Genomic DNA, 21,749 nt, shown 5'->3' with positions numbered 1-21,749 from the left:
TAAAATAATCTATCGGTTTGCGACCGCGGACTATTCGATACAAAACAGGGTGTTGTCCCTGAACAATACCGTCTGATCTGCCGCAGTCTGAAACCTATGAAACGGAGAAAATATGCAACAGCCCGCATTAACATTGATGATTGTGGATGACCACCCGCTGATGCGCCGCGGTGTCCGTCAGCTGCTGGCGCTCGATCCCCGGCTGGAGGTGATCGCCGAAGCCAGCAACGGCACTGAAGCGCTGGCGGAGGCCCGCCATCAGGAACCGGACATCATTCTGCTCGACCTGAATATGAAAGGCATGTCCGGACTGGATACGCTGAAGGCGCTGCGCCATGAAGGGATCAGTTCGCGCATTCTGGTGCTGACCGTTTCTGACGCCCGCAGCGATATTTTTGCCATGGTGGATGCCGGTGCTGACGGCTATCTGCTCAAGGACAGCGAGCCGGAGGTCCTGCTGGGGCATATCCTGCAGGCATCGCGGGGCGAAAAGGTCTTCAGCGAGGGCGTCACCCGCTATCTGGCTAATCGCCAGCACAGTGCCGATCCTCTGCGTCAGCTCACCGAGCGCGAACGGGATGTGCTGCAGGAAGTGGCGCGTGGCCTGTCGAATAAAGAGGTTGCCGCTATTCTGCATATCTCTGAAGAGACGGTAAAAGTGCACATTCGTAACCTGCTGCGGAAACTGGATGTCCGCTCACGCGTCGCCGCCACGGTGATGTGGCTTGAAAGCCGCAAATAGCCAACGAATTTACATTTTCTCCTCAATTTCTCCACGATTTCCCCCGCTGCCGCACGTAGAGTAAACGGCGGCGGAGAAACGTGGCAAAGACCCGCCGAGTTTCCTGCCAGAGCGCCCGTTACTGGTGGGCCTGACCAACGATAAAAGTAGTGAGGAGTGTCGATTTAATGTCGAATTTCTTTATCGACCGCCCTATCTTTGCCTGGGTTCTGGCGATTCTGCTGTGCCTCTGTGGCACGCTTTCGATTATTTCGCTGCCTATTGAACAGTACCCCGATCTGGCACCGCCCAACGTGCGCATCACCGCTAACTATCCGGGCGCATCCGCCCAGACGCTGGAAAACACCGTTACCCAGGTGATCGAGCAGAACATGACCGGCATCGATAATCTGATGTACATGTCCTCTAACAGCAGCAACACCGGCCAGGCACAGATCACCCTCACCTTTACCGCCGGGACCAATCCCGATGAAGCCCGTCAGCAGGTACAGAACCAGCTGCAATCCGCACTGCGCAAATTGCCACAGGCGGTGCAGTCGCAGGGTGTGACCGTCAATAAAACCGGTGACAGTAATATTCTGATGGTGGCATTCGTTTCAACCGACGGCAGCATGGATAAGCAGGATATTTCAGACTATGTCGCCAGTAATATTCAGGATCCGCTAAGCCGTATTGATGGCGTCGGCCAGGTTGACGCTTACGGCTCGCAATATGCGATGCGTATCTGGCTCGATCCCAATAAACTGATCGCCTATTCGCTGACCACGGAAGATGTGGTCAGTGCGATCCAGTCGCAGAACACCCAGGTTGCCGTGGGTCAGGTGGGTGGCCTGCCGTCGGTAGAGAAACAGGCGCTTAACGCTACGGTCAACGCCCAGTCGATGCTGCAGACCCCTGAGCAGTTCCGGGCGATTACCCTGAAGAACAATCCCGATGGTTCGGTGGTGACGCTGGGCGATGTCGCCAGCGTGGCGCTGGGCGCTGAGAAGTATGATTATCTGAGTCGTTACAACGGCCAGCCCGCGTCAGGCCTGGGGGTGAAGCTGGCGTCCGGTGCCAACGAGATGAACACCGATAAGCTGGTGCGGGCGCGCATTGAGGAGCTGTCCCACTACTTCCCACACGGTCTGGAAGCAAAAATCGCCTATGAAACCTCCCCTTTCGTTAAAGCGTCAATCACCGATGTGGTGAAGACGTTGCTGGAGGCGATTGTGCTGGTATTTGGCGTGATGTACCTGTTTATGCAGAACTTCCGCGCCACCTTAATTCCTACTATTGCGGTGCCGGTAGTGCTGTTCGGCACCTTCAGCGTGCTCTATGCCTGCGGGTTCAGCATCAATACCCTGACCATGTTTGCCATGGTGCTGGCAATCGGGCTGCTGGTGGATGATGCCATCGTGGTGGTGGAAAACGTTGAACGTATCATGCATGAAGAGGGACTCTCGCCGCGTGCCGCCACCCGAAAATCGATGGGCCAGATTCAGGGCGCGCTGGTGGGTATCGCGCTGGTGCTCTCTGCGGTGTTTGTGCCGATGGCGTTTTTCGGCGGCACCGTCGGCGCCATTTACCGCCAGTTCTCAATTACCATTGTGTCGGCGATGGTGCTGTCGGTGCTGGTGGCGATGATCCTGACACCGGCGCTCTGTGCCACGCTGCTCAAACCCGTGGCGCAGGGCGAGCAGCCTGAGCGTCGCGGCTTCTTCGGCTGGTTCAATCGTCACTTTAATCGCAATGCTGACCGCTACGAGCGAGGGGTCGCGGGTATCCTGCGCAAGGGCGGTCGCTGGCTGCTGCTCTATCTCGGCATCATCGGCCTGATGGCCTTTCTGTTTCTGCGTCTGCCGACGTCGTTTCTGCCGCTGGAAGATCGCGGCGTATTCCTGACGCAGGTTCAGCTTCCGGCAGGCGCGACGCTTGAGCAAACTGCCAGCGTCGTCGCCAAAGTTGAAAACTATTATCTCACCGAGGAGAAAGCCAATGTGCTGTCGGTCTTCTCCACCATCGGCGCAGGTCCGGGCGGCAATGGACAAAACGTGGCGCGTCTGTTTGTGCGGCTTAAAGACTGGGAAGCGCGGCCCGGTGCCGATCGCACCTCGTTCGCGATTATCGAGCGCGCGACGAAGGCATTTCAGAAGATCAAAGAGGGCCGGGTGATTGCCAGCAGCCCGCCAGCCATCACCGGCATGGGCAGCAGCTCCGGCTTTGACCTGCAACTGCAGGATCACGCGGGCGTCGGTCATACCCAACTGATGGCGATGCGTGACAAACTGCTGGAGATGGCGGGCAATGACAACGCGCTGTCGCGGGTACGGCACAATGGACTGGATGACAGCCCGCAGCTGCAGATCGATGTTGATGCACGTAAAGCGCAGGCGCTGGGCGTGTCGCTGGATACCATCAACGACACCCTGACCACCGCGTGGGGCTCCAGCTACGTGAATGACTTCCTGGATCGTGGCCGGGTGAAGAAGGTCTATGTGCAGGCTGCCGCTGAATTCCGCATGCTGCCAGACGACATCAACAAATGGTACGTGCGCAACAGCAGCGGCAAAATGGTGCCCTTCTCCGCGTTTGCCACCAGCCGCTGGGAGACCGGTTCCCCACGTCTTGAACGCTACAACGGCTATTCATCGCTGGAGATTGTCGGCGAAGCGGCCAGTGGCGTCAGCAGTGGCACGGCGATGGATGAGATGGAAAAACTGGTTAATGCCCTGCCTCTGGGCGTCGGGTTCCAGTGGACCGGTGCCTCTTATCAGGAGCGGCTCTCCGGTTCGCAGGCGCCGGCACTTTATGCGATTTCGCTGCTGGTGGTCTTTCTCTGCCTTGCCGCGCTGTATGAAAGCTGGTCGATCCCGTTCTCGGTGATGCTGGTAGTGCCGCTGGGCGTGGTCGGGGCGCTAATCGCCACCTGGATGCGTGGGCTGGAAAATGACGTCTATTTCCAGGTTGGCCTGCTGACGGTAGTGGGGTTATCCGCCAAAAACGCCATCCTGATTGTAGAATTTGCTAATGAGATCAATAGCCGGGGACGCGAGCTGGTGGAATCTACGCTGGAGGCATCGCGTCAGCGCCTGCGGCCGATTCTGATGACCTCGCTGGCCTTTATCTTTGGTGTACTGCCCATGGCGATCAGCAGCGGAGCGGGCTCCGGCAGCCAGCATGCCGTAGGAACCGGTGTGATGGGCGGAATGATCTCTGCCACACTGCTGGCGATCTTTTTTGTGCCGCTGTTCTTTGTGCTGGTACGCCGCCGCTTCCCGCTCAAAGAGAAGCCGCTCGACTAAGTAGAGGCGCAAATAAAAAGCGGTCACTGATATCAGTGGCCGCCTTATTTCTGTGTGTGGTAAGAATTCCAGCAAGCGGGATTAACCTGCTTTTTTCTTCGCGCGTTACTTGTTGCGTAACATCGCTTCGATAAATTCTTTCCAGGTTCCCATTTCGGTGTCAATCATAATGCCCTCTCTTATTGTGCTGGCAATGTTACGCTCTTTTTTATACAGGTGAATACGTTTACACCTGTTATATCTATCGGCATACGCCATAAAAACATGAATGTTGCTGGTTTTGCAAGCTGACGCACACTTCAGCAACTCCTTAACCCCGTTGAAAATAATTTATTTTAAACCCAGCGGTAGACTATTTTATCAACATGGCGAAATTCCTAAGCTCTTATTGATAAGCAGAGTAATGATTAGCTGCGAAATTGATAGCGTTTACCCGATGCCGGACGATGACCTTGCTGCCGTGCTCTGTGGCCCGATTCCCGCGCCTGTGCAGATGCCGCAACGGATCACACTATGGTAAACTCGCACTTTGGCTGCTTTTTTCAGCTTTCACTTCTCACAGGACAATAAGGATCGGGCAATGAGCACGCAGTGGGTGATGTTCGGGATTAAAAATTGCGACACCATAAAAAAAGCCCGGCGCTTTTTAACAGACGCAGGCGTTGACTATCACTTCCACGACTACCGTGCGGATGGCCTGAACGATGTCCTGCTGCAGGAGTTTATCGATGCACTGGGTTATCAGGCTCTGCTTAACACCCGGGGCACCACCTGGCGTAAATTGCCTGAGAGTGATCGCGACGCGGTTACCGATGCCAGCAGCGCCAAAGCGCTGATGCTGGCGCATCCCGCCATGATTAAGCGTCCGCTGTTGCGCGCCCCGGATGGCTCCCTGCTCGCCGGTTTCAGCGAAGCCACCTATCAGAATGCTATCCAGGAGAAGTCATAATATGTTTTGCCCGGTCATTGAGCTGACGCAGCAGCTTATTCGTCGCCCCTCTCTCAGCCCCGATGATGCCGGATGTCAGGCTCTGCTGATCGCCCGTCTTGAAGCCATTGGCTTTAAGATTGAAACGATGAACATCGACGACACCCTGAATTTCTGGGCCACCCGTGGCGAAGGTGAAACGCTGGCGTTTGCCGGTCACACCGATGTGGTGCCGCCTGGCGATGCCAGCCGCTGGATTAATCCGCCGTTTGAACCCACCATCCGCGACGGCATGCTGTTTGGCCGCGGCGCGGCCGACATGAAAGGATCGCTGGCGGCAATGGTGGTGGCTGCCGAACGTTTTGTTGCGGTGCGTCCCAATCACCGAGGGCGACTCGCCTTTATGATTACCTCTGATGAAGAGGCCAGCGGGGCCAATGGCACGGTTAAAGTGGTTGAGCGGCTGATGGCGCGCCGCGAACGGCTCGACTATTGCCTGGTCGGCGAGCCCTCCAGCACGGAAGTGGTGGGTGATGTGGTGAAAAATGGCCGTCGCGGTTCGATCACCGCTAACCTGATGGTGCATGGCGTGCAGGGCCACGTCGCCTATCCGCATCTGGCGGATAACCCGGTTCACCGGGCGATGCCGGCGCTGAACGAGCTGGTCGCGACCGAGTGGGATCAGGGGAATGAGTTCTTCCCGGCGACCAGCATGCAGATTGCCAATGTCCAGGCGGGCACCGGCAGTAACAATGTGATCCCCGGCGAGCTGTTTGTGCAGTTTAACTTCCGCTTCAGCACCGAACTCACCGATGAGATGATTCGTCAGCGGGTCGCAGAGCTGCTGGATCGTCACCAGTTGCGTTACACCATTGAGTGGAAACTCTCTGGCCAGCCCTTCCTGACCACGCGCGGTAAGCTGGTTGATGCCGTCGTGAAAGCTGTAGCGCACTATAATGAAATTAAGCCGCAGCTGCTGACCACGGGCGGAACCTCCGATGGCCGCTTTATTGCCCGGATGGGTGCACAGGTGGTGGAACTGGGGCCAGTGAATGCCACCATTCATAAAATCAATGAGTGTGTGAAAGCCTCCGACCTGCAGATGCTGAGCCGGATGTACCAACGCATCATGGAACAACTGATCGCCTGACGGCGGTTTTAAGGAGCAGCAAATGGAATTTATTAAAGATTACTGGTGGATCCTGGTGATCCTGCTGATGGTTGGCGTGCTGATGAACGTTTATAAAGATCTGAAACGCATCGATCATAAAAAATTTATGGATAACAAACCTGACCTGCCGCCGCATCGTGATTTTAACGATAAATGGGATGACGACGACAACTGGCCGAAGAAGAAGTAAACGAAAAAGCCCCTGCTATGCAGGGGCTTTTTTATGGTTCTTCACAAAGTCAGCTCTCATCAGCGTTAAGATCGAGCTTGCGCAGGGGCTTTTTTACATCATCACGATAACATCATCGTCACCCGGTTTTGCGCCGCTTAACGCCTCATCAAAGTAGCGTTTTGGCACCGTATAACGCAGATGATTCAGCGCCAGCTCCATGCTGCGGTGATCGATGGCGTGTTCCAGATCGTCAACGATATCCAGGGTAACATCGCCACCGCAGGCGGTCAGCCGATGCTCCGCCTGCTGCGCATGGTGCAGCGGGACCTGCTCATCATAATCACCGTGGATCAGGTGAATGGTGGTGCGGGTACTGGCCTTCTCCGGCAGGGTAATAAACCGGCCATTAAACACCACCGCGCGGCCCGCCAGATCCGGATGCGCCTTAACCCCTTCCAGCACCATACTGCCGCCCTGCGAAAAGCCAATTAAGGCTGTCGCTTCCGGCCGCACGCTGCTCTTTTTTTGCCAGTGACGCACAGACCCAACAAACTGCGGCATGGCCGCATCAACCCGCTGCTGGACGGTCTGATCGTGCAGATCGGTTTCGCCGAACCACTGACGACTCGCACCAGGCGAGCCGACGGACACCACCAGCGCGTCGGGAAACGTTCGGGCAAACCAGTTGCCAATCTCGCCCATTGAATCCGGGTTATCGCCAACGCCATGGTAGAGCAGAAACAGCTGTGCTGTGGTGGCAGGCTGTTGAACGATTACATATTTCAGTGTCATGTTGACCTCCTGTGTTCACTCTACGCCGCCTGGCATAAAATCATATGAGGATAATTTGAACCAGCTGGTCGAATTATTTCAACGGCAGGTGCAGCAAGGCTGCATCAACGCCCAGTGTCTGGAGGGCCGCTGCCGCCTGCTGACGCAGCGCTGCGACTAGCGCTTTGCGCCCGCTCACTCCCGCCTGCTGGGCCAGTTCGCCCAGGGCTGTGGGTGTGGCAACCGCCGCGGCCAGCAGCGGTACAGAGGCTGAACTGGCCTGCACCAGACGCTGCAACACCGGCAGGCTCGCTTCCAGTGGCCGCTGCGCCCAGGCAAAACCCGCCGCCAGACGAATATCCTGCGCGGTCAATCCGTCGTCAGTAACCTGATCAAACTGCAGTTCCATTGCGATATGCTGGCGCAACAGCGGCCAGTCTCGCGCCAGCTGTTCTGCCGCGCGGTGTTGCAATGCCTCACCCGCAGCAGAACAGGGCAACATGGCCATCGCCGCGTAGCAGCCGCTGCTGGCTTCGCGCTGACTGCCAATCCGCACCAGGCTAAAGCCACAGGCGCGCCAGAACGCCCAGAGAGATTCAGTGTAGCCGAAGCTGACGGAGAGGTAGTCATATCCGACGGCCGCACTGGCCGCTGCCGCAACCAGCTGCTGTCCGGTTCCCAGACGACGCCGCTCCGCCGCCACGGCAATACGGCTGATGCGCAGCGAGCGCAATGTCGCCGCCTCAGCCAGACCAGCGTGGGCTGCCAGCGACTGCGCCACCAGATTCCCGCGGGGTCGCCGGGTGCTCGCCCAGACCGCCTGTGCCAGTGCAGGTTCAAGACCGCCCTCTTCCACCAGCCAGAGCGCGCCCTGTAACGCCGACGCGTCGCCGGCCCGCCACAGCTGCATGCCCGGAGCATCCAGCAGGCGGCGCAGATCAAGTGGTGAGGTACGATAGTGTGCACTGGTCAGCAGACGATACGCGGCCTCCAGCGCGCTGAAATCGTGGCGCTCAACACGATGAGGCGTTACAGGGCAATCGGGTGCGGGTGCGGTCGCGGCGGCATCGTCAAACAGCAGCGCCTGGTTCAGCCACTGCTCCAGCGGATCGAAACGCGACCAGCGCAGCGGCTCATCGAGCGTAAAATAGTGTGCATCAGGAAGCCCGGCGCAGAATTTAAGGATAAACCCGCGCCCGCTTCCTTCGTAGCCCTGTACGGTGGTGGTGAGCAATACGCGGGGATATCGACTGACCAGCGCCTGAAGCAGCGGTGCCGGGATCGCCGCCGCTTCATCCACAATCAGCCATTCCGCCTGCGGTGGCGTCTCCAGCGCCAGCAGCGCATCGGGTGCCATAAAGTGAAAAGCATCAGCGGCGAAGGTGCTCAGCACCTCCGTTGAGGCTTTGGCCGGAGCCGTCACCAGACAATGTCCGTTCAATCGTGCCAGCATACCCGCCAGCGCCGATTTACCGCGTCCGCGGGGCGCGGTCAGCACGGCAACCCCCGATGGCAGCCTCATCAGTTGATCGAGTATCGCCTGCTGCTGCTGCGGTGCCTGACAGTGCCACTGCGGCCAGTCCGGCTGCGCCGGAAACCGGCATGGCTGATGCTGCCGCTCCAGCAGCACCTGGTCATCCGCTAATATCAGCTGTTGCAGGTGGTGAACAAAATAAGGGGTGCCGATGGGTTCAGCGACATCGGCCCAGCGCAGGCTGTCGCTGTCAGGCTGCTGCGCCCACTGTTCCCAGGGCGGCACCAGCAGTAACAGCCAGCTACCGGCGGTGAGCGTGCCAGCCAGCGCAGCGAAAGCGTCGGCATGAAAGCCCTGACGAGCGTCAAACAGAGCATGACGAAATTCACGGCCAAGCAGCGTGCGCACCGCAGCAGGCTGTTTGTGCAGGACAGGCGTTTTATACTGACCCGGCCCTATATCTGAAGCAGAGAACAGCGGTTCCGGGCTCAACGCCAGCCAGTCGCCGGTCAGCGTTTCACGCCACGCCGCAGCCCGTAGTAAACACCAGGCCGGGTCGCCGCTGATCACCGCCAGACGACGCACACCGGCCTGCTGCATAAGCTGCGTAAGATGCTGCAGACTCATCAGTTGCTGGCGAAGGTGTTGCACTGTCCTGGATTGCCACCATCAAAACCGCGCTTGAACCAGGTGTAGCGCTGCTCAGACGTCCCGTGGGTGAAGCTGTCCGGCACCACCCGGCCCTGACCTTTCTGCTGCAGGCGGTCATCGCCAATTGCCTCGGCGGCATTCAGCGCTTCCTGCAGATCGCCCGCTTCAAGGATATTTTCCTGCTGCATATAGTGTCCCCAGACACCGGCAAAACAGTCCGCCTGCAGTTCCATTTTGACGGAGAGCTGATTAACCTGCGTCTGGCTGGCACCCTGCTGCATCTCACGCACTTTCGGTTCAATACCCAGTAGTTTCTGGACATGGTGGCCAACTTCATGCGCGACGACGTAGCCCTGGGCGAAGTCACCGTCCGCGCCGAGTTTGGTTTTCATCTCGTCATAAAAAGAGAGGTCGATGTAGACGGTCTGATCGGCAGGACAGTAGAACGGCCCCATGACTGACTGTCCGGTACCACAGCCAGTGCGGGTTGCGCCGCGATACATCACCAGCTTCGGTGCCACATACTGTTTGTTCATCTGCTGGAACAGTTTGCCCCAGGTGTCTTCCGTGGTGGCCAGGATCACCTTCGTGAATTTCGCAGCCTCATCATCATTGGCGCTGACGCTGCGCTGTTGCTGCTGGCTGGTCGGTGCAACTTCGCCGCCTGTCAGCAGTGCGGTCAGGTCGTAACCGTAATAACCCGCGATGGCCACGACAATCAGCAGCACAATACCGCCTTTACCGCGCGGCAGACGAATCTGGCGGCCTCCGCCGCCTAAACCGGACGATTGATCGCGACGGTCCTCTACATTGTCGCTTTCGCGACGCCCTTGCCAGCGCATGCTGTGTTCCCTCAGTCATTTTTTCAGATGGCATGATTTTAGTTGTGTGAAGCAGCAATCACCAGCTTTACCCTGAAATGAAAAAAGGAGAGCCGGGGCTCTCCTTTTTCTTTCTGCGCGGCAGGCAAACTCAGTCGAGCTTCACGCCCAGCCGCTGTGCAACCGCTTCATAGGCTTCCACCACGCCGCCGAGGCTCTGGCGGAAACGGTCTTTATCCATTTTATCCAGCGTCTCTTTGTCCCACAGGCGCGCACCGTCTGGCGAAAACTCATCGCCCAGCGTCACTTCGCCGTTAAACAGACCAAACTCCAGTTTGAAGTCGACCAGAATCAGGCCCGCATCGTCGAACAGTTTGCTCAGCACCTCGTTGGCTTTAAAGGTCAACTCCTGCATCCGCGCCAGGTTCTGTTTGCTGACCCAGCCAAAGGTTTCGCAGTAGGATTCATTGACCATCGGGTCATGCTTTGCATCATCTTTCAGGAAAAGATCAAACAGCGGCGGATTGAGCACAATGCCCTCTTCCACGCCCAGACGTTTTACCAGCGAGCCTGCGGCGCGGTTACGTACCACGCACTCTACCGGCACCATCTCCAGCTTCTTCACCAGCGCTTCAGTATCTGACAGCAGCGCTTCCATCTGGGTCGGGATACCCGCTTCCTGCAATTTAGTCATGATAAAATGGTTAAACTTGTTGTTAACCATTCCCTTGCGATCAAATTGCTCGATTCGGGCGCCATCACCTGCTGACGTATCGTTGCGGAATTCGAGTATCAGCAGATCCGGGTTATCGGTGCTGTATACGGTTTTCGCTTTACCGCGATACAACTCAGCTCGCTTTTGCATCTTGTTCACTCCAGACTTGAAATAACGGGTGTTCAGCGGCCAGTGCCGCTGCGGCGATTGCCTTGACGCAATCGTTTACTTCGCCGCGCGCTATTATGCCAAAAACAAAATAAAAAGGCCGGAGAATCTCCGGCCTGGGGCAACTTTATTTGTTCAGCGCCGCCTGGAACACGGCCACCAGCGCATCGTTCTGCGACTGGGTCAGCACATGCCCTTTCGGGTCGATGAATTGCAGACTGGTGCGGTTGTCGAGATCGCCGACCTGCACTTTGTAATCACCGTTTGGTAATTCCGGATCTTTCGCACCGACTGAATCCCAGTCGCTGCTGCTCAGTGACTTGTAGGTCACCTTCATGCTGCCGGTTGAGCGGGTCGTGTCGGTCACTTCCATCCCGACGCGTTTCATTGCATCAGGCAGACGCTGCCATGCCACATTGTATGGCGTACGCAGGATCAGCAGTGGCAGGCCGGTATCATCTGCACCGCTCTGCACATCAATGGCCCCATTCACCCGACCAGAGGCCGCGTTTTCACTCGCCGTATCAATCTTGTCCATACCGGTGCTGATGTCATTCAGCATCTGCGCGGTGTAACGCTGGATCTGCACAGGTGAGGTAATGGTTTTACCATCCTGCTGCAGCTCCAGCAGACGAACGGTTAACTGCTGCTGATAGCTCTGCGACTGCACGCTGATCTGGTAGCGGCCACGATACTGTTGATCTTCATCAGCACGGTTCCACTGCACCCAATCCGTCGTCAGCTGCTGGCCTGCATCATTACGGGAGGCAATCGGGAATTTGTATGACTGCACCACGTTGACGACCTGCGACCAGACTGAACCGCGGCTGTTATCAATCATCAGCGCGCCGGTATTGTTGCTGAACTGTGCGCGGGTGCCGTTCATCAGCGCCAGCGGCTGGGCTGGCGGACGGATGTCGAGCTGCTTGCCGGTGGGTGCCTGACTGGTCGTGCGCGGCACGTCGAAATCACCACGCTGCACCGGCAGGATCATTCCGGCAGGCGCTTTCAGTTCATTTAACTGACTGGCTTCAAGATAAGATTCGTCACCGCTGACCTGGCGCTTATAACGCTGATCGCTTGAACAGGCCGACAACAGCATCAGGGTAGAAAGCCCCACCACTGTGGCTACTGTTGACCGCTTTACTGAGTAATTCATTCAAACTCCCTAAATTATCGCAAACCCGCTTTCACCAGCGCCTGCTCCACTTTCGGCTGGCCGGCTGCAGTCAGTGGCGTCATTGGCAGACGCAGCGTGTCGTTAGCGATTAATCCTAGCTGTTTCGCAGCCCATTTCACCGGGATAGGATTGGGTTCACAGAAAAGCGTCTGGTGCAGATGCATCAGACGCTGATTCAGGCGGCGTGCCTCGACGAAATTGCCCTGCTGTGCGAGTTGACACAGTTCGACCATTTCGCGCGCAGCCACGTTGGCCGTCACCGAAATAACGCCTTTACCGCCCAGTTGCATAAAGTCCAGCGCAGTCGCGTCATCGCCACTCACCAGAATGAAATCTTCATTAACCAGCTCTTGGATCTGACTAACCCGCGATAAGTTCCCGGTTGCCTCTTTGATTCCGATAATATTTTTGATTTCGGCCAGGCGGGCAACGGTTTCCGGCAGCATGTCACAACCGGTACGCGAGGGAACGTTATACAGCATCTGTGGCAGGCTGGTGCTATTCGCAATCGCTTTAAAGTGCTGGAACAGCCCTTCCTGCGTCGGACGGTTGTAATACGGAGTCACGGTCAGGCAACCCACAACGCCGGAATTTTCAAAACGCTTAGTCAGAGAGATGCCTTCAGCGGTGGCGTTTGCCCCGGTTCCGGCAATCACCGGAATACGGCCATCGGCCAGTTCCAGGGTCAGCATCACCACATCACCATGTTCTTCATGGCTCAGGGTAGCAGATTCGCCTGTGGTGCCGACGGAAACGATCGCCGCGGTGCCGCTGGCGACGTGATAATCAATCAGTTTTTTCAGACTCGACCGGCAGACATTACCGCTGTCATCCATTGGCGTAACGAGTGCAACAATACTTCCCGTAAACATTGGCGATCCCCTCGACAAACAAGTGCTTCATGGTACGTTTTACACTTAGGGAAAAGCAAGCCAGCCACGCCATTCCCGCGCTTGTCAGCAGTTTTTTTTATGTTTACCTTATGGTTATTAGCGAAAGCAGAGGAAAAGCCATTTTGCCGCAATCTCAGCCCCATCATCTGGTGATCACCGCGCTCGGTGTTGACCGTCCGGGTATCGTCAACACCATTACCCGACACGTCAGCAGCTGCGGTTGCAATATTGAAGATAGCCGTCTTGCCATGCTTGGGGATGAGTTCACCTTTATCATGCTGCTGTCGGGCAGCTGGAACGCGATCACACTGATTGAATCGACCCTGCCACTGAAAGGGGCAGAGCTGGAACTGCTGATCGTCATGAAGCGCACCAATGCCCGGCTCCGTCCGCCGATGCCCGACACCGCGTTCATTCAGGTTGAGGTGGCTGATTCGCCGCATATTATTGAACGCTTTACCGATCTTATCGATAAGCATCAGATGAATGTGGCCGAACTGGTGTCGCGCATTACGCCAGCGCAACACAATTTGCCACCTACGCTCTATATTCAAATGACCGCTCACAGTCCGACGCGAACCAGTGGCACCCCGTTTGAGCAGGCGTTTAATACCCTGTGTCAGGAGCTGAATGCTCAGGGAACGCTGCGCCTTTACAGTGTGTCAGATGCCGACAGCAGCGAATCTGTCAGCGCGGTACGCTAAGCTTTGGTCAATTAACCGGAGTTATTTCTCCACATTACTGCCACTGAAAGGTGACCGGCTATGTGGTGAAATACCCCCTGATGGTAATTTTCCCTCTGGCCGTTTCTGACCGGATGGTGTATTACCCACAGCCTGAATAAGAAAATGGAGAGATGTAATGAATCCACTGAAAGCCGGAGATACTGCACCCGCATTTAGCCTGCCCGATCAGGACGGCGAACACGTGAATCTGACCGACTTCCAGGGACAGCGCGTTCTGGTGTACTTTTACCCGAAAGCGATGACACCAGGCTGCACCGTGCAGGCGTGCGGTCTGCGTGACAACATGGATGAGTTGAAAAAAGCGGGCGTGGAAGTGCTGGGCATCAGCACCGACAAACCGGAAAAATTGTCAAAGTTTGTCGAAAAAGAGCTGCTGAACTTTACCCTGCTCTCCGATGAAAACCATGAAGTCTGCCAGGCGTTTGGCGTCTGGGGTGAAAAAACGTTTATGGGGAAAACCTATGACGGCATTCATCGCATCAGCTTCCTGATAGATGCTGAGGGCAGGATCGAAAAAGTGTTTGATAACTTCAAGACCTCGAATCACCACGACATGGTGCTGGATTACGTCAAGTCAGCCTGATGTTGAGGGGCGCGGTAGCCTTAACGCCGCGCCCTGCTTAACTTCCCCTTCCCCACCCATTTTTATCCTGCCGTTGCGAAACACTGTGAGTTAACGCGATTACGCGGCGGCCACGATAACGCAGTTGCGCCCGGCATTTTTCGCCTCATAGAGTGCCGCATCCGCCTGTTTTAAACTGCCTTCCAGCCCGACATCCTGCGAACCATTCCAGGCCGCGACGCCGATAGACAAGGTAATGCGTCCCACGTCGGTGAGCCAGGCTTCTGCAATACCCAGTCGCACGCGCTCGGCGATAATCTGCGCCTCATCCAGCGCCGTTCCCGGCAGCAGCATCAGAAACTCCTCTCCGCCGTTGCGGCACACCACATCAGACTGACGGGCGCTGGCACGCAGCGTGCTCGCCACCTGCTGAATCACCCGGTCGCCCACATCGTGGCCCCAGCTATCGTTGACGTTTTTAAAGTGATCGATATCCAGCGCCAGCACCGAGAAAGGCTGACGTAGCGTGCGGTAGTACTCCAGTACCGCATTAAGACCACGCCGATTCAGCAACTGAGTCAGGGGGTCGGTCTGGGCTTCCGAACTCAGACGACCGATTTTGTCCTGCACCAGTCCGATGCCGGTGAGCAGCGCGCGCTTGACCTGCGCCGCCTCAAAATACCAGGCACTGATGCCGCCAATCTCTTTTGATACGCCCTGCGCATCCATACGGCTGGCTTTGCGGGCCAGCTGGAACAGTGGTCGGGCAATCAGCCGTGCCAGCCCTAACGCAACCAGCAGGGTCAGCAGCGCGAACGGCACCGAGTTTTTCAGGACTTTCATTAACAGGCCTGAAAGCGGGTTCAGCGTGACGTTAATCGGCTTCAGCGCCACCACCGTCCAGCCGGTGGTCGGCACGACGGCATAGCCCGCCAGCTGCGTCGACTCACCTGCACCCGCAAGCATCAGCGAGCCATTGGTCTGCTCGTCACGCGGACTGACGATGGCGGGCAGAACTTTACCAATCAGCTGACGATTCTGGTGATACAACACCTCATTATTACTGTCGAGCACATAGACCGTGGTGCCATCGCGGTAGAATTGTTCACCCAGTAGCGCATTCAGAATGCTTTTTTTCTTCAGATAGATCGTGCCGCCGATGTAGCCCAGATAGTCGCCATCGGGACTCCAGATTGGCCAGGAGACAAACACCAGCAGATTATTGGCTGCAGAAAGGGTCGGTTTACTGATGATCGGCTGCCGCAGCGTCAGCGCTTCGCGGGAGGCGTCGCTGGTGACACGCATCCCTTTCAGCGTCAGGGATTCGGGCGAGATCGCTTTGATCGCGCCCTGCTCATCCACCACGGCCACCGAGTTGAAACTGGTAGTCTGCTCACGCAGACGATTGACTTCGCTATTCAGCAGTCCTTCATTATTAAAGTCACGGCTTAGCTGATTGGCGCTGTAGTGCAACTGTGACTGCGCCAGCTGAAAAAAGATTTCACTGGTTGAGGCCAGCTTGGCGGCATAGGCCCGGTTAGCCTCAAGCGTGGTGTCAATCAGCACCTGGCGCTGCACCCGCCAGGTGGCGTAGAGCGTATTCGCGAGCGTGATAACAATGCTGACAATCACCAGCAGGGCGATCAGATTGCGCAAGTCGGCCTTGGGCCGAAAGAGCTTTAACATGGCGTCGCCGCCCCGGAGAAGAGTGTCATGTCGTGAATGCCTGATTATTTTTTTAATGTGTGCCAGAAGCCCTGATAGCCGGGCTTAAGTCTACACTGTGTCGGCATTTTTGAGCAGCATTAAGACAAATATCACCCCGCTTAATACAGATTTAGCTGGCACTAATCGATTAACCCCTGACTATCGTAAAATGGCCAGGGTCCCGAAAAGTGGCCAATCGCGCACTGATGCGTGACCATTCCCTGCATTGGCTGCCAGCAATGGAGCAAAAAGCCGGGCGGCTCCAGAATAAAGTGAGCGGGCCCCTCCGGGTGCAGATCCAGAGCCACCTGATGCGACACGCCGGGTGCGACACAGGCCAGGGTTCCGGCAAAGCGGGTCTGCAGGCTGCGATGCAGATGACCACAAAGCACCCGCTCAACCTGCGGATGGCGAGCAATGATCGCCTCAAGTGCCTCAGGATGGCGTAACCGTTGCCGATCCATATGCGCAATGCCACAGGCAAAAGGGGGATGATGCAGCATCACCAGCGTGGGCTGATCCGCGGCCTCGCGCAGTGCCTGATCCAGCCATTGCAACTGCTGCTCATCCACCTCCCCCCACGGCTGTTGCGGTACGCTGGAGTCCAGGGCCAGCAGCCTGACGCCGCCCACGCTAAGCTGCCAGTTCAGGGTCGGCCCCGCCTGCAGGTAGGTGTGATCCGGGAAGGCAGCACGCAGTGCCTCGCGATCGTCGTGATTGCCCGCCATCAGATAAAAGGGCAACTGGAGGCGCTGCAGGGCTTCGCGCAGCGTCTGATACTCTTCCGGCCTGCCAAAATCGACCAGGTCGCCGGTAATCACCACCACATCGGGGCGCGGCTGCAGCGCGTTAAGGGTATCGATAACCTGCAGTAAAGCGGCATGGGTATCGACCTGTTTATAAGAGAGACGACCAAAAGCCTTGATATGCAGATCGCTGATTTGCGCGATGACTGTGGGTTGAACAGACACAACAGACTCCTTAGCAACTAAATTCCAGCGCGGCCTGGCGGGTCAGCGACCAGCTGATGCGCTGTCCCGCCTGCCAGATTTCGCGGGCATGACGCTCGACCTGAATGGGGTTATCCAGCCCGATATCGATCAGTAAGCGCTGCGAGGCGCCAAGAAACGTACTGCCCACCACCACACCGCGCTGGGCATAGCGGGTGTCGTCAGCCAGCAGCACATCTTCCGGGCGGCAAAAACGCAGGGGATGACCGTCGGGATCGTGCGCAATGCAGTTTATGGCGCCCACAAAATCCGCTACAAAGCGGGAGGCCGGGCGCTGATAAATTCCCTGCGGAGTATCCAACTGCACCAGACGGCCCTGCTCCATCACCGCGATGCGATCGCCCAGCGCCATCGCCTCCTGCTGATCGTGGGTGACGTAAACCGCGGTGATCGCCAGCCGCTTGAGCAGCGCGCCGATCTCCAGCCGCAGTCGATCGCGCAGCCTGGCGTCAAGCGCCGCCAGCGGCTCATCGAACAACAGAACTTTAGGCCGGGCGGCCAGCGCACGTGCCAGCGCCACCCGCTGCTTCTGCCCGCCGGACAATTTATCAATCGCCCGGTGGGACAGATGTGTCAGGTCAACCAGTGCCAGCATTTCCGCGACCCGCGCATCACGCTCGGCACGTGGCACGCCCTGCACCTTCAGACCATAGGCGACGTTCTGCGCCACGTTGAGCGTCGGGAACAGCGCGTAGTTCTGAAACACCATGCCAACGTTGCGTTTCTCAATCGGCAGCGCGGTGACGTTACGCTTGTCAAACCAGATCTCTCCCGGGGGATCGCTGCTATCCAGACCGCTGATAATACGCAGCAGCGTGGTTTTGCCACAGCCTGACGGCCCCAGCAATACCAGTGTTTCACCGGCGTGAACCTGCAGGTCGAGCGGATGCAGCGCGACCTGCTGATTAAAGCGACGCGAGCAGTGGCGCAGCGTCACGTTGACGGCCTCATTCATACGGTTTCCTCTCTCTGCTGCCGCGAAGATTGCCGTTCCAGCCAGTGATTACAGGCGTTGAGCAACAGCAGCAGCGGTAAAATCATCATAATAAAGATCAGGGTATAGGCGGACCCGACTTCCAGTCGCATCGAGGTGTAGCTGTCGGCCAGACCGACCGGCAGGGTTTTGGTCAGTGGCGTGTGCAGCATCCAGGTAATGTTGAACTCCCCCACCGACAGGGTGATCACCATAAATGCGCCCGCCAGAATGCCGTTGCGGCAGTTCGGGACGACCACGGTAAAGAAGCGGCGCCAGAAGCCCGCCCCCAGGCTGGCGGCGGCTTCTTCAAGGCGCGGCAGATCAATCGCCTGCATCACCGACAGCACCGGTCGGATCATAAAGGGCAAGGTAAAGAGCACATGGCCGATCAGGATGAAGAGCCAGCTGTCGCGCAATGCGCTGAACTGACCATAGAGCAGAATGATGCCCAGAGCGGTGGCCAGGCCCGGCAATGCGACTGGCAGCATCAGGCACTCCTCAATGCGGCTGGCCCAGCGTGACGGTGATTTCAGTAAGCCCCAGGCGGCTGGCACGCCAGCGATAACCGTCACCGCCAGACAACTCAGAGCGATCAGCAGCGACAGCCAGAAGGTGTCGGCATACATCTGCCACACCTGTTCCACCCATTTCAGCGTCAGGCCGCTGCGCAGGCCAGTGAAATAGTTCTGCGTGACGCCCGCCAGCATCGAGAGCACAACCGGCACAATCATAAACAGCGCGGTGAGGCTGGTGATCACCACCTGCAGCCAGAACAAACCCCGGCGCTTCATACCGTCTCCTTGCGGCGGGCAGCCAGTCCGTTCGCCAGCATCAGCGCCAGCCAGGCCACCGCCCCCATCACCACCGAAAGCGCCGCTGCGGTGGCAAAGTTGGCGTAATTAGTGAACTCGCCATAAATGGTCAGCGGCAGCACCGCGAGCTCTGTGCCAAGGGTAAATGCGGTGCCAAAGGCGCCCATGCTGGTGGCGAAACAGAGCGCGCCGCAGGAGAGCAGCGCCGGTTTCAGCCCAGGAATGATGACGTCAATGATGATGCGCCACTGGCTGGCACCCAGCGATCGGGCGGCCTCTTCCAGCGAACGGTCCAGCTTTTCACTGGCCGCCACCAGCGTCACGATGGCGCGCGGCAGCGAAAAATAGAGATAGCCAATAAATAAGCCGCTGAGCGAATAGGCAAGGATCCAGCGTTCATGAAACAGGCTGAGACTGAGTTGCGCCAGAACACCCTGACGCCCCGCCAGCATGACCATCAGAAATCCCACCACCACGCCCGGAAAGGCCAGCGGAAAGGTCAGCAGCGCCAGCAGCGTGCCTCGCCCGGTAAAGCGCTGCCGTGCCAGAAAGCAGCCCACCACCGCAGCAATCAGCAGCGTCACCAGCGTGACCGCCGCCGAGAGCAGCACGGTATTCAGCAGGCTTTGCAGATATTGCGGCTGGCTGATTACCGTCCAGTAGCCGCTGTGGTGAGTCGTGCGATCTTCCGTCATACCGATCTGCAACAGACGAGCAAACGGCAACAGCCAGAAGGCAGCAAAGAACAGCAGCGCAGGCAGCAGCATCCACGGCCAGTTTGCCCCCAGCGGCCGAAGGCGGTGGCGAACTGAGTCGCCAGCAGCAAACGGATTGATCTCTGAGAGTGACATCAGCGGATCTCGCTCAGGTAACGGGCGGAGAAGCTCTTCTGCGCATCGGCCATCTGCTGATAATCAACCGTATGAGCGCGAGCATAGTCGCTGTCAGGCAGAAAATATTTCTTCGCTTCGGGTGACATCGCGCCCGCCCGGACCGGACGCAGCCAGGCATTAGCCCAGATCGCCTGACCGGCGTCTGACAGCACGAAATCGATCACTTTCTTACCGTTGGCCGGATGCGGCGCATTTTTCACCAGGCTGATGACGTAAGGCACCGTGACCGTCCCCTCGCTGGGGATCACAAATTCCACATTGGCGTGATCTTTGTAGCGGGCGCGATAGGCGTTGAAGTCGTAGTCGATCAGAATCGGGATTTCGCCTGAAATCAGTCGGGCATAGGCGGTCTGCTTAGGCACAATCGGCTGGTTGCGTTGCAGCGCTTTGAACCAGTTGATAGCCGGGGTGAAGTCATGCAGGCTGCCGCCTTTCGCCTGATTCACCGCGACGGCTGCAACGTAGCCGACAAAGGCGCTGGCCGGATCAAGATAACCCACCATGCCTTTATATTCCGGCTTCAGCAGATCGTCCCAGGAGCGCGGCACCGGCGCGCCACCCAGCGCATCAACATTGACCATAAAGCCCATGGTACCGGAGTGCAGCGCCACCCACTTGCCAGCAGGATCTTTCATGCCTGCCGGGATCTGATCCCAGTTTGCCGGTTTGTAAGCGCTGACCACGTCTGCACTGACTGCCTGAATGCCGAAGCTGACGCCATAATAGACCACGTCGGCGACCGGATTGCTTTTCTCGGCAACCAGCTGCGCCAGTACCTGACCCGAATTTTTATTGTCCTGCGGCACATGAATGCCCGTCGTTTTTTCGATCGCCTGGAGCTGTGTCGCCCAGTCGGCCCACTCTGGCGGGCAGTTGTAGCAGATAGCATTTTCAGCCGCCTGCGCCCACGATGAGGCAAGCGTGCATCCGGCCAGCAGCGCAGCGCTGGCGATAGGTTTGAAGTTAACGGTGAGTGACATGATGTTTCCCTGAAAAAGAGCCATGAAATGCCGGGGCGACACTCTCCCCGAGACGTAAATGATGTGCCAGCAGATGGGTTTTACCGCCGACGGGATTCAGAAGCAGGTCAATAGCGCGCGCGCCCATTAGCGCAATCGGCTGCACCACGCTGGCCAGTGAAGGTGAAAGCTGTTCGCCCAGCTCAATGCCATCGAAGCCGACCACGGAGAGCTGATTCGGAACGCTGACGCCGGCACGCGCAGCGGCGCCCAGCAGGCTGATAGCCAGCAGATCGTTACTGCAAATCACCGCCGTCAGCGGCGAAGGTGAATTAATCAGCGGCAGCAACAGATGGAAATCGGACTGGATATGGCTGGGCATCTCAATCATCGCCTGCGGCGTCAGACCGGCCTGCTGCATGGCATCGCAGTAGCCGAGATAGCGCAGACGGGCGCGGTCAGATTGCTGCATAGGGCCCGCAGCCATCACGATGTGGCGGTGGCCCAGTGACACCAGATGGGCGGTCGCTTCGGCAATGGCTTTGCGGTTATCTACGCACAGCGCGGGCCATTCGTGCTGTTGCGGTACGTTGTGGGTCAGCACGAAGGGCATCTTCGCCGCCGCCAGTGTCGGCAGCAGCGCACTGCTGTCGGCATCTGCCACCGTCAGTACCAGACCGGCGACACGCTGGTGCAGCATATGTTCGACAATGGCCGCTTCCCGCTCAGCCTGATAATCACTGGTTGCTACCAGCAGCCCATATCCCGCCAGACGAGCCTGCTGCTCCATCGCCTGTAACTGCATGGCAAAAACCGGATTGAGCAGCGAAGGCAACAGGACGCCAAGCGTGGTGGAGTGCTGGGTGCGGAGCTGACGGGCAATATGATTCGGGCGGAAACCGATCTGTTCCGAGGCGGCAAGCACCTTTTGCAGCGTGCCCGGTTTTAGCAGATGAGGGTCAGAAAAGGCGCGCGCAGCGGTTGCGCGGGAGACCCCTGCCAGTCTGGCTACGCTGATTAAATCGGTCATGACTGCCTCGTTTATTGTCGATGAGATCGATCTCATTGCGACAACACTAGCGGCGTTCTATGACAGGGACATCACAGCAATTTG

At 57.6% G+C, this 21,749-nt stretch carries 20 protein-coding genes; 7 read left to right on the top strand and 13 right to left on the bottom strand.

Translation table 11 applies throughout. The annotated features are described in order from the left end of the window. The first annotated feature begins 112 nt into the window (after nucleotides 1-112). The 5 genes from OK409_RS00735 to OK409_RS00715 all read left to right on the top strand — a co-directional run bounded on the left by OK409_RS00735 (nucleotide 113) and on the right by OK409_RS00715 (nucleotide 6,315). On the top strand, nucleotides 113-742 hold the full coding sequence (locus OK409_RS00735; RefSeq protein ID WP_033758590.1) for a response regulator: 630 nt from the start codon (nucleotides 113-115) through the stop codon (nucleotides 740-742). Between the two features lie 167 nt (nucleotides 743-909). Further along, on the top strand, nucleotides 910-4,026 hold the full coding sequence (gene acrD, locus OK409_RS00730; protein ID WP_010259979.1) for a multidrug efflux RND transporter permease AcrD: 3,117 nt from the start codon (nucleotides 910-912) through the stop codon (nucleotides 4,024-4,026). 580 nt (nucleotides 4,027-4,606) lie between these two features. Next, entirely contained in the window at nucleotides 4,607-4,975 is a 369-nt protein-coding gene (locus OK409_RS00725) for an ArsC family reductase (protein ID WP_052271800.1), read from the top strand. A gap of 1 nt (nucleotide 4,976) precedes the next feature. Then, nucleotides 4,977-6,104, top strand: coding sequence for a succinyl-diaminopimelate desuccinylase (gene dapE, locus OK409_RS00720; RefSeq protein ID WP_010671351.1), 1,128 nt, complete (start codon nucleotides 4,977-4,979; stop codon nucleotides 6,102-6,104). A 22-nt stretch (nucleotides 6,105-6,126) separates the two neighbouring features. Next, nucleotides 6,127-6,315, top strand: coding sequence for a YpfN family protein (locus tag OK409_RS00715; RefSeq protein WP_003848800.1), 189 nt, complete (start codon nucleotides 6,127-6,129; stop codon nucleotides 6,313-6,315). A gap of 93 nt (nucleotides 6,316-6,408) precedes the next feature. Here the strand turns inward: OK409_RS00715 and ypfH are convergent, their stop codons facing one another. From ypfH to dapA, 6 genes are all read right to left on the bottom strand, one after another. After that, nucleotides 6,409-7,089, bottom strand: coding sequence for an esterase (gene ypfH / locus OK409_RS00710; protein ID WP_010259992.1), 681 nt, complete (start codon nucleotides 7,087-7,089; stop codon nucleotides 6,409-6,411). 73 nt (nucleotides 7,090-7,162) lie between these two features. Then, nucleotides 7,163-9,169: a tRNA(Met) cytidine acetyltransferase TmcA gene (locus OK409_RS00705; RefSeq protein ID WP_264366886.1), complete on the bottom strand. Its 2,007-nt coding sequence runs from the start codon at nucleotides 9,167-9,169 to the stop codon at nucleotides 7,163-7,165. After that, nucleotides 9,169-10,035: a neutral zinc metallopeptidase gene (locus tag OK409_RS00700; protein WP_010259999.1), complete on the bottom strand. Its 867-nt coding sequence runs from the start codon at nucleotides 10,033-10,035 to the stop codon at nucleotides 9,169-9,171. Before OK409_RS00700 ends, OK409_RS00705 begins: the two co-directional genes overlap by 1 nt. A gap of 130 nt (nucleotides 10,036-10,165) precedes the next feature. Next, nucleotides 10,166-10,879 carry a phosphoribosylaminoimidazolesuccinocarboxamide synthase gene (gene purC, locus OK409_RS00695; RefSeq protein ID WP_010260002.1) on the bottom strand — a complete coding sequence of 238 codons (714 nt, stop codon included), beginning with the start codon at nucleotides 10,877-10,879 and terminating at the stop codon, nucleotides 10,166-10,168. A gap of 145 nt (nucleotides 10,880-11,024) precedes the next feature. Next, nucleotides 11,025-12,056: an outer membrane protein assembly factor BamC gene (gene bamC, locus OK409_RS00690; protein ID WP_010260005.1), complete on the bottom strand. Its 1,032-nt coding sequence runs from the start codon at nucleotides 12,054-12,056 to the stop codon at nucleotides 11,025-11,027. A gap of 14 nt (nucleotides 12,057-12,070) precedes the next feature. Further along, a complete protein-coding gene (gene dapA, locus OK409_RS00685; protein ID WP_010260008.1) occupies nucleotides 12,071-12,949 on the bottom strand; it encodes a 4-hydroxy-tetrahydrodipicolinate synthase in 879 nt (292 codons plus the stop codon). 143 nt (nucleotides 12,950-13,092) lie between these two features. Here dapA and OK409_RS00680 point away from each other — a divergent pair, with 143 nt between their 5' ends. Both OK409_RS00680 and bcp read left to right on the top strand, forming a co-directional pair. Beyond that, nucleotides 13,093-13,674: a glycine cleavage system transcriptional repressor gene (locus tag OK409_RS00680; RefSeq protein ID WP_010260011.1), complete on the top strand. Its 582-nt coding sequence runs from the start codon at nucleotides 13,093-13,095 to the stop codon at nucleotides 13,672-13,674. Between the two features lie 157 nt (nucleotides 13,675-13,831). Then, a complete protein-coding gene (bcp, locus tag OK409_RS00675) occupies nucleotides 13,832-14,299 on the top strand; it encodes a thioredoxin-dependent thiol peroxidase (RefSeq protein WP_010260016.1) in 468 nt (155 codons plus the stop codon). 99 nt (nucleotides 14,300-14,398) lie between these two features. Here the strand turns inward: bcp and OK409_RS00670 are convergent, their stop codons facing one another. The 7 genes from OK409_RS00670 to OK409_RS00640 all read right to left on the bottom strand — a co-directional run bounded on the left by OK409_RS00670 (nucleotide 14,399) and on the right by OK409_RS00640 (nucleotide 21,665). Continuing rightward, nucleotides 14,399-15,964, bottom strand: coding sequence for a sensor domain-containing diguanylate cyclase (locus tag OK409_RS00670; RefSeq protein ID WP_010260020.1), 1,566 nt, complete (start codon nucleotides 15,962-15,964; stop codon nucleotides 14,399-14,401). A 161-nt stretch (nucleotides 15,965-16,125) separates the two neighbouring features. Beyond that, nucleotides 16,126-16,956 carry a phosphodiesterase gene (locus tag OK409_RS00665; protein ID WP_060680718.1) on the bottom strand — a complete coding sequence of 277 codons (831 nt, stop codon included), beginning with the start codon at nucleotides 16,954-16,956 and terminating at the stop codon, nucleotides 16,126-16,128. A 10-nt stretch (nucleotides 16,957-16,966) separates the two neighbouring features. Further along, nucleotides 16,967-17,950, bottom strand: a complete 984-nt coding sequence (locus OK409_RS00660; protein WP_010260026.1) for an ABC transporter ATP-binding protein — start codon at nucleotides 17,948-17,950, stop codon at nucleotides 16,967-16,969. Next, on the bottom strand, nucleotides 17,947-18,762 hold the full coding sequence (locus tag OK409_RS00655) for an ABC transporter permease (protein WP_022624145.1): 816 nt from the start codon (nucleotides 18,760-18,762) through the stop codon (nucleotides 17,947-17,949). The genes OK409_RS00660 and OK409_RS00655 overlap by 4 nt, the downstream gene beginning before the upstream one ends. Next, a complete protein-coding gene (locus OK409_RS00650) occupies nucleotides 18,759-19,634 on the bottom strand; it encodes an ABC transporter permease (RefSeq protein ID WP_109650978.1) in 876 nt (291 codons plus the stop codon). The genes OK409_RS00655 and OK409_RS00650 overlap by 4 nt, the downstream gene beginning before the upstream one ends. Continuing rightward, nucleotides 19,634-20,656, bottom strand: coding sequence for an ABC transporter substrate-binding protein (locus OK409_RS00645; RefSeq protein ID WP_264366646.1), 1,023 nt, complete (start codon nucleotides 20,654-20,656; stop codon nucleotides 19,634-19,636). The genes OK409_RS00650 and OK409_RS00645 overlap by 1 nt, the downstream gene beginning before the upstream one ends. Next, on the bottom strand, nucleotides 20,640-21,665 hold the full coding sequence (locus OK409_RS00640) for a LacI family DNA-binding transcriptional regulator (RefSeq protein ID WP_264366645.1): 1,026 nt from the start codon (nucleotides 21,663-21,665) through the stop codon (nucleotides 20,640-20,642). Before OK409_RS00640 ends, OK409_RS00645 begins: the two co-directional genes overlap by 17 nt. Nucleotides 21,666-21,749 lie beyond the last annotated feature (84 nt).

It is taken from the genome of Pantoea sp. RG18 (assembly GCF_025910075.1).
GTDB lineage: Bacteria > Pseudomonadota > Gammaproteobacteria > Enterobacterales > Enterobacteriaceae > Pantoea > Pantoea agglomerans.
The sequence above is the reverse complement of the archived record's forward strand: the minus strand, read 5'-3'. Positions and strand labels throughout refer to the sequence as shown.

Coding starts and splice junctions, on each gene's coding strand:
- OK409_RS00725 (WP_052271800.1), top strand. CDS start 4,607: ATGAGCACGCAGTGGGTGATGTTCGGGATTAAAAATTGCGACACCATA.
- bamC (WP_010260005.1), bottom strand. CDS start 12,056: ATGAATTACTCAGTAAAGCGGTCAACAGTAGCCACAGTGGTGGGGCTT.
- OK409_RS00650 (WP_109650978.1), bottom strand. CDS start 19,634: ATGTCACTCTCAGAGATCAATCCGTTTGCTGCTGGCGACTCAGTTCGC.
- OK409_RS00705 (WP_264366886.1), bottom strand. CDS start 9,169: ATGAGTCTGCAGCATCTTACGCAGCTTATGCAGCAGGCCGGTGTGCGT.
- ypfH (WP_010259992.1), bottom strand. CDS start 7,089: ATGACACTGAAATATGTAATCGTTCAACAGCCTGCCACCACAGCACAG.
- bcp (WP_010260016.1), top strand. CDS start 13,832: ATGAATCCACTGAAAGCCGGAGATACTGCACCCGCATTTAGCCTGCCC.
- OK409_RS00715 (WP_003848800.1), top strand. CDS start 6,127: ATGGAATTTATTAAAGATTACTGGTGGATCCTGGTGATCCTGCTGATG.
- dapA (WP_010260008.1), bottom strand. CDS start 12,949: ATGTTTACGGGAAGTATTGTTGCACTCGTTACGCCAATGGATGACAGC.
- OK409_RS00655 (WP_022624145.1), bottom strand. CDS start 18,762: ATGAAGCGCCGGGGTTTGTTCTGGCTGCAGGTGGTGATCACCAGCCTC.
- OK409_RS00645 (WP_264366646.1), bottom strand. CDS start 20,656: ATGTCACTCACCGTTAACTTCAAACCTATCGCCAGCGCTGCGCTGCTG.
- OK409_RS00700 (WP_010259999.1), bottom strand. CDS start 10,035: ATGCGCTGGCAAGGGCGTCGCGAAAGCGACAATGTAGAGGACCGTCGC.
- OK409_RS00640 (WP_264366645.1), bottom strand. CDS start 21,665: ATGACCGATTTAATCAGCGTAGCCAGACTGGCAGGGGTCTCCCGCGCA.
- dapE (WP_010671351.1), top strand. CDS start 4,977: ATGTTTTGCCCGGTCATTGAGCTGACGCAGCAGCTTATTCGTCGCCCC.
- OK409_RS00670 (WP_010260020.1), bottom strand. CDS start 15,964: ATGTTAAAGCTCTTTCGGCCCAAGGCCGACTTGCGCAATCTGATCGCC.
- purC (WP_010260002.1), bottom strand. CDS start 10,879: ATGCAAAAGCGAGCTGAGTTGTATCGCGGTAAAGCGAAAACCGTATAC.
- acrD (WP_010259979.1), top strand. CDS start 910: ATGTCGAATTTCTTTATCGACCGCCCTATCTTTGCCTGGGTTCTGGCG.
- OK409_RS00660 (WP_010260026.1), bottom strand. CDS start 17,950: ATGAATGAGGCCGTCAACGTGACGCTGCGCCACTGCTCGCGTCGCTTT.
- OK409_RS00735 (WP_033758590.1), top strand. CDS start 113: ATGCAACAGCCCGCATTAACATTGATGATTGTGGATGACCACCCGCTG.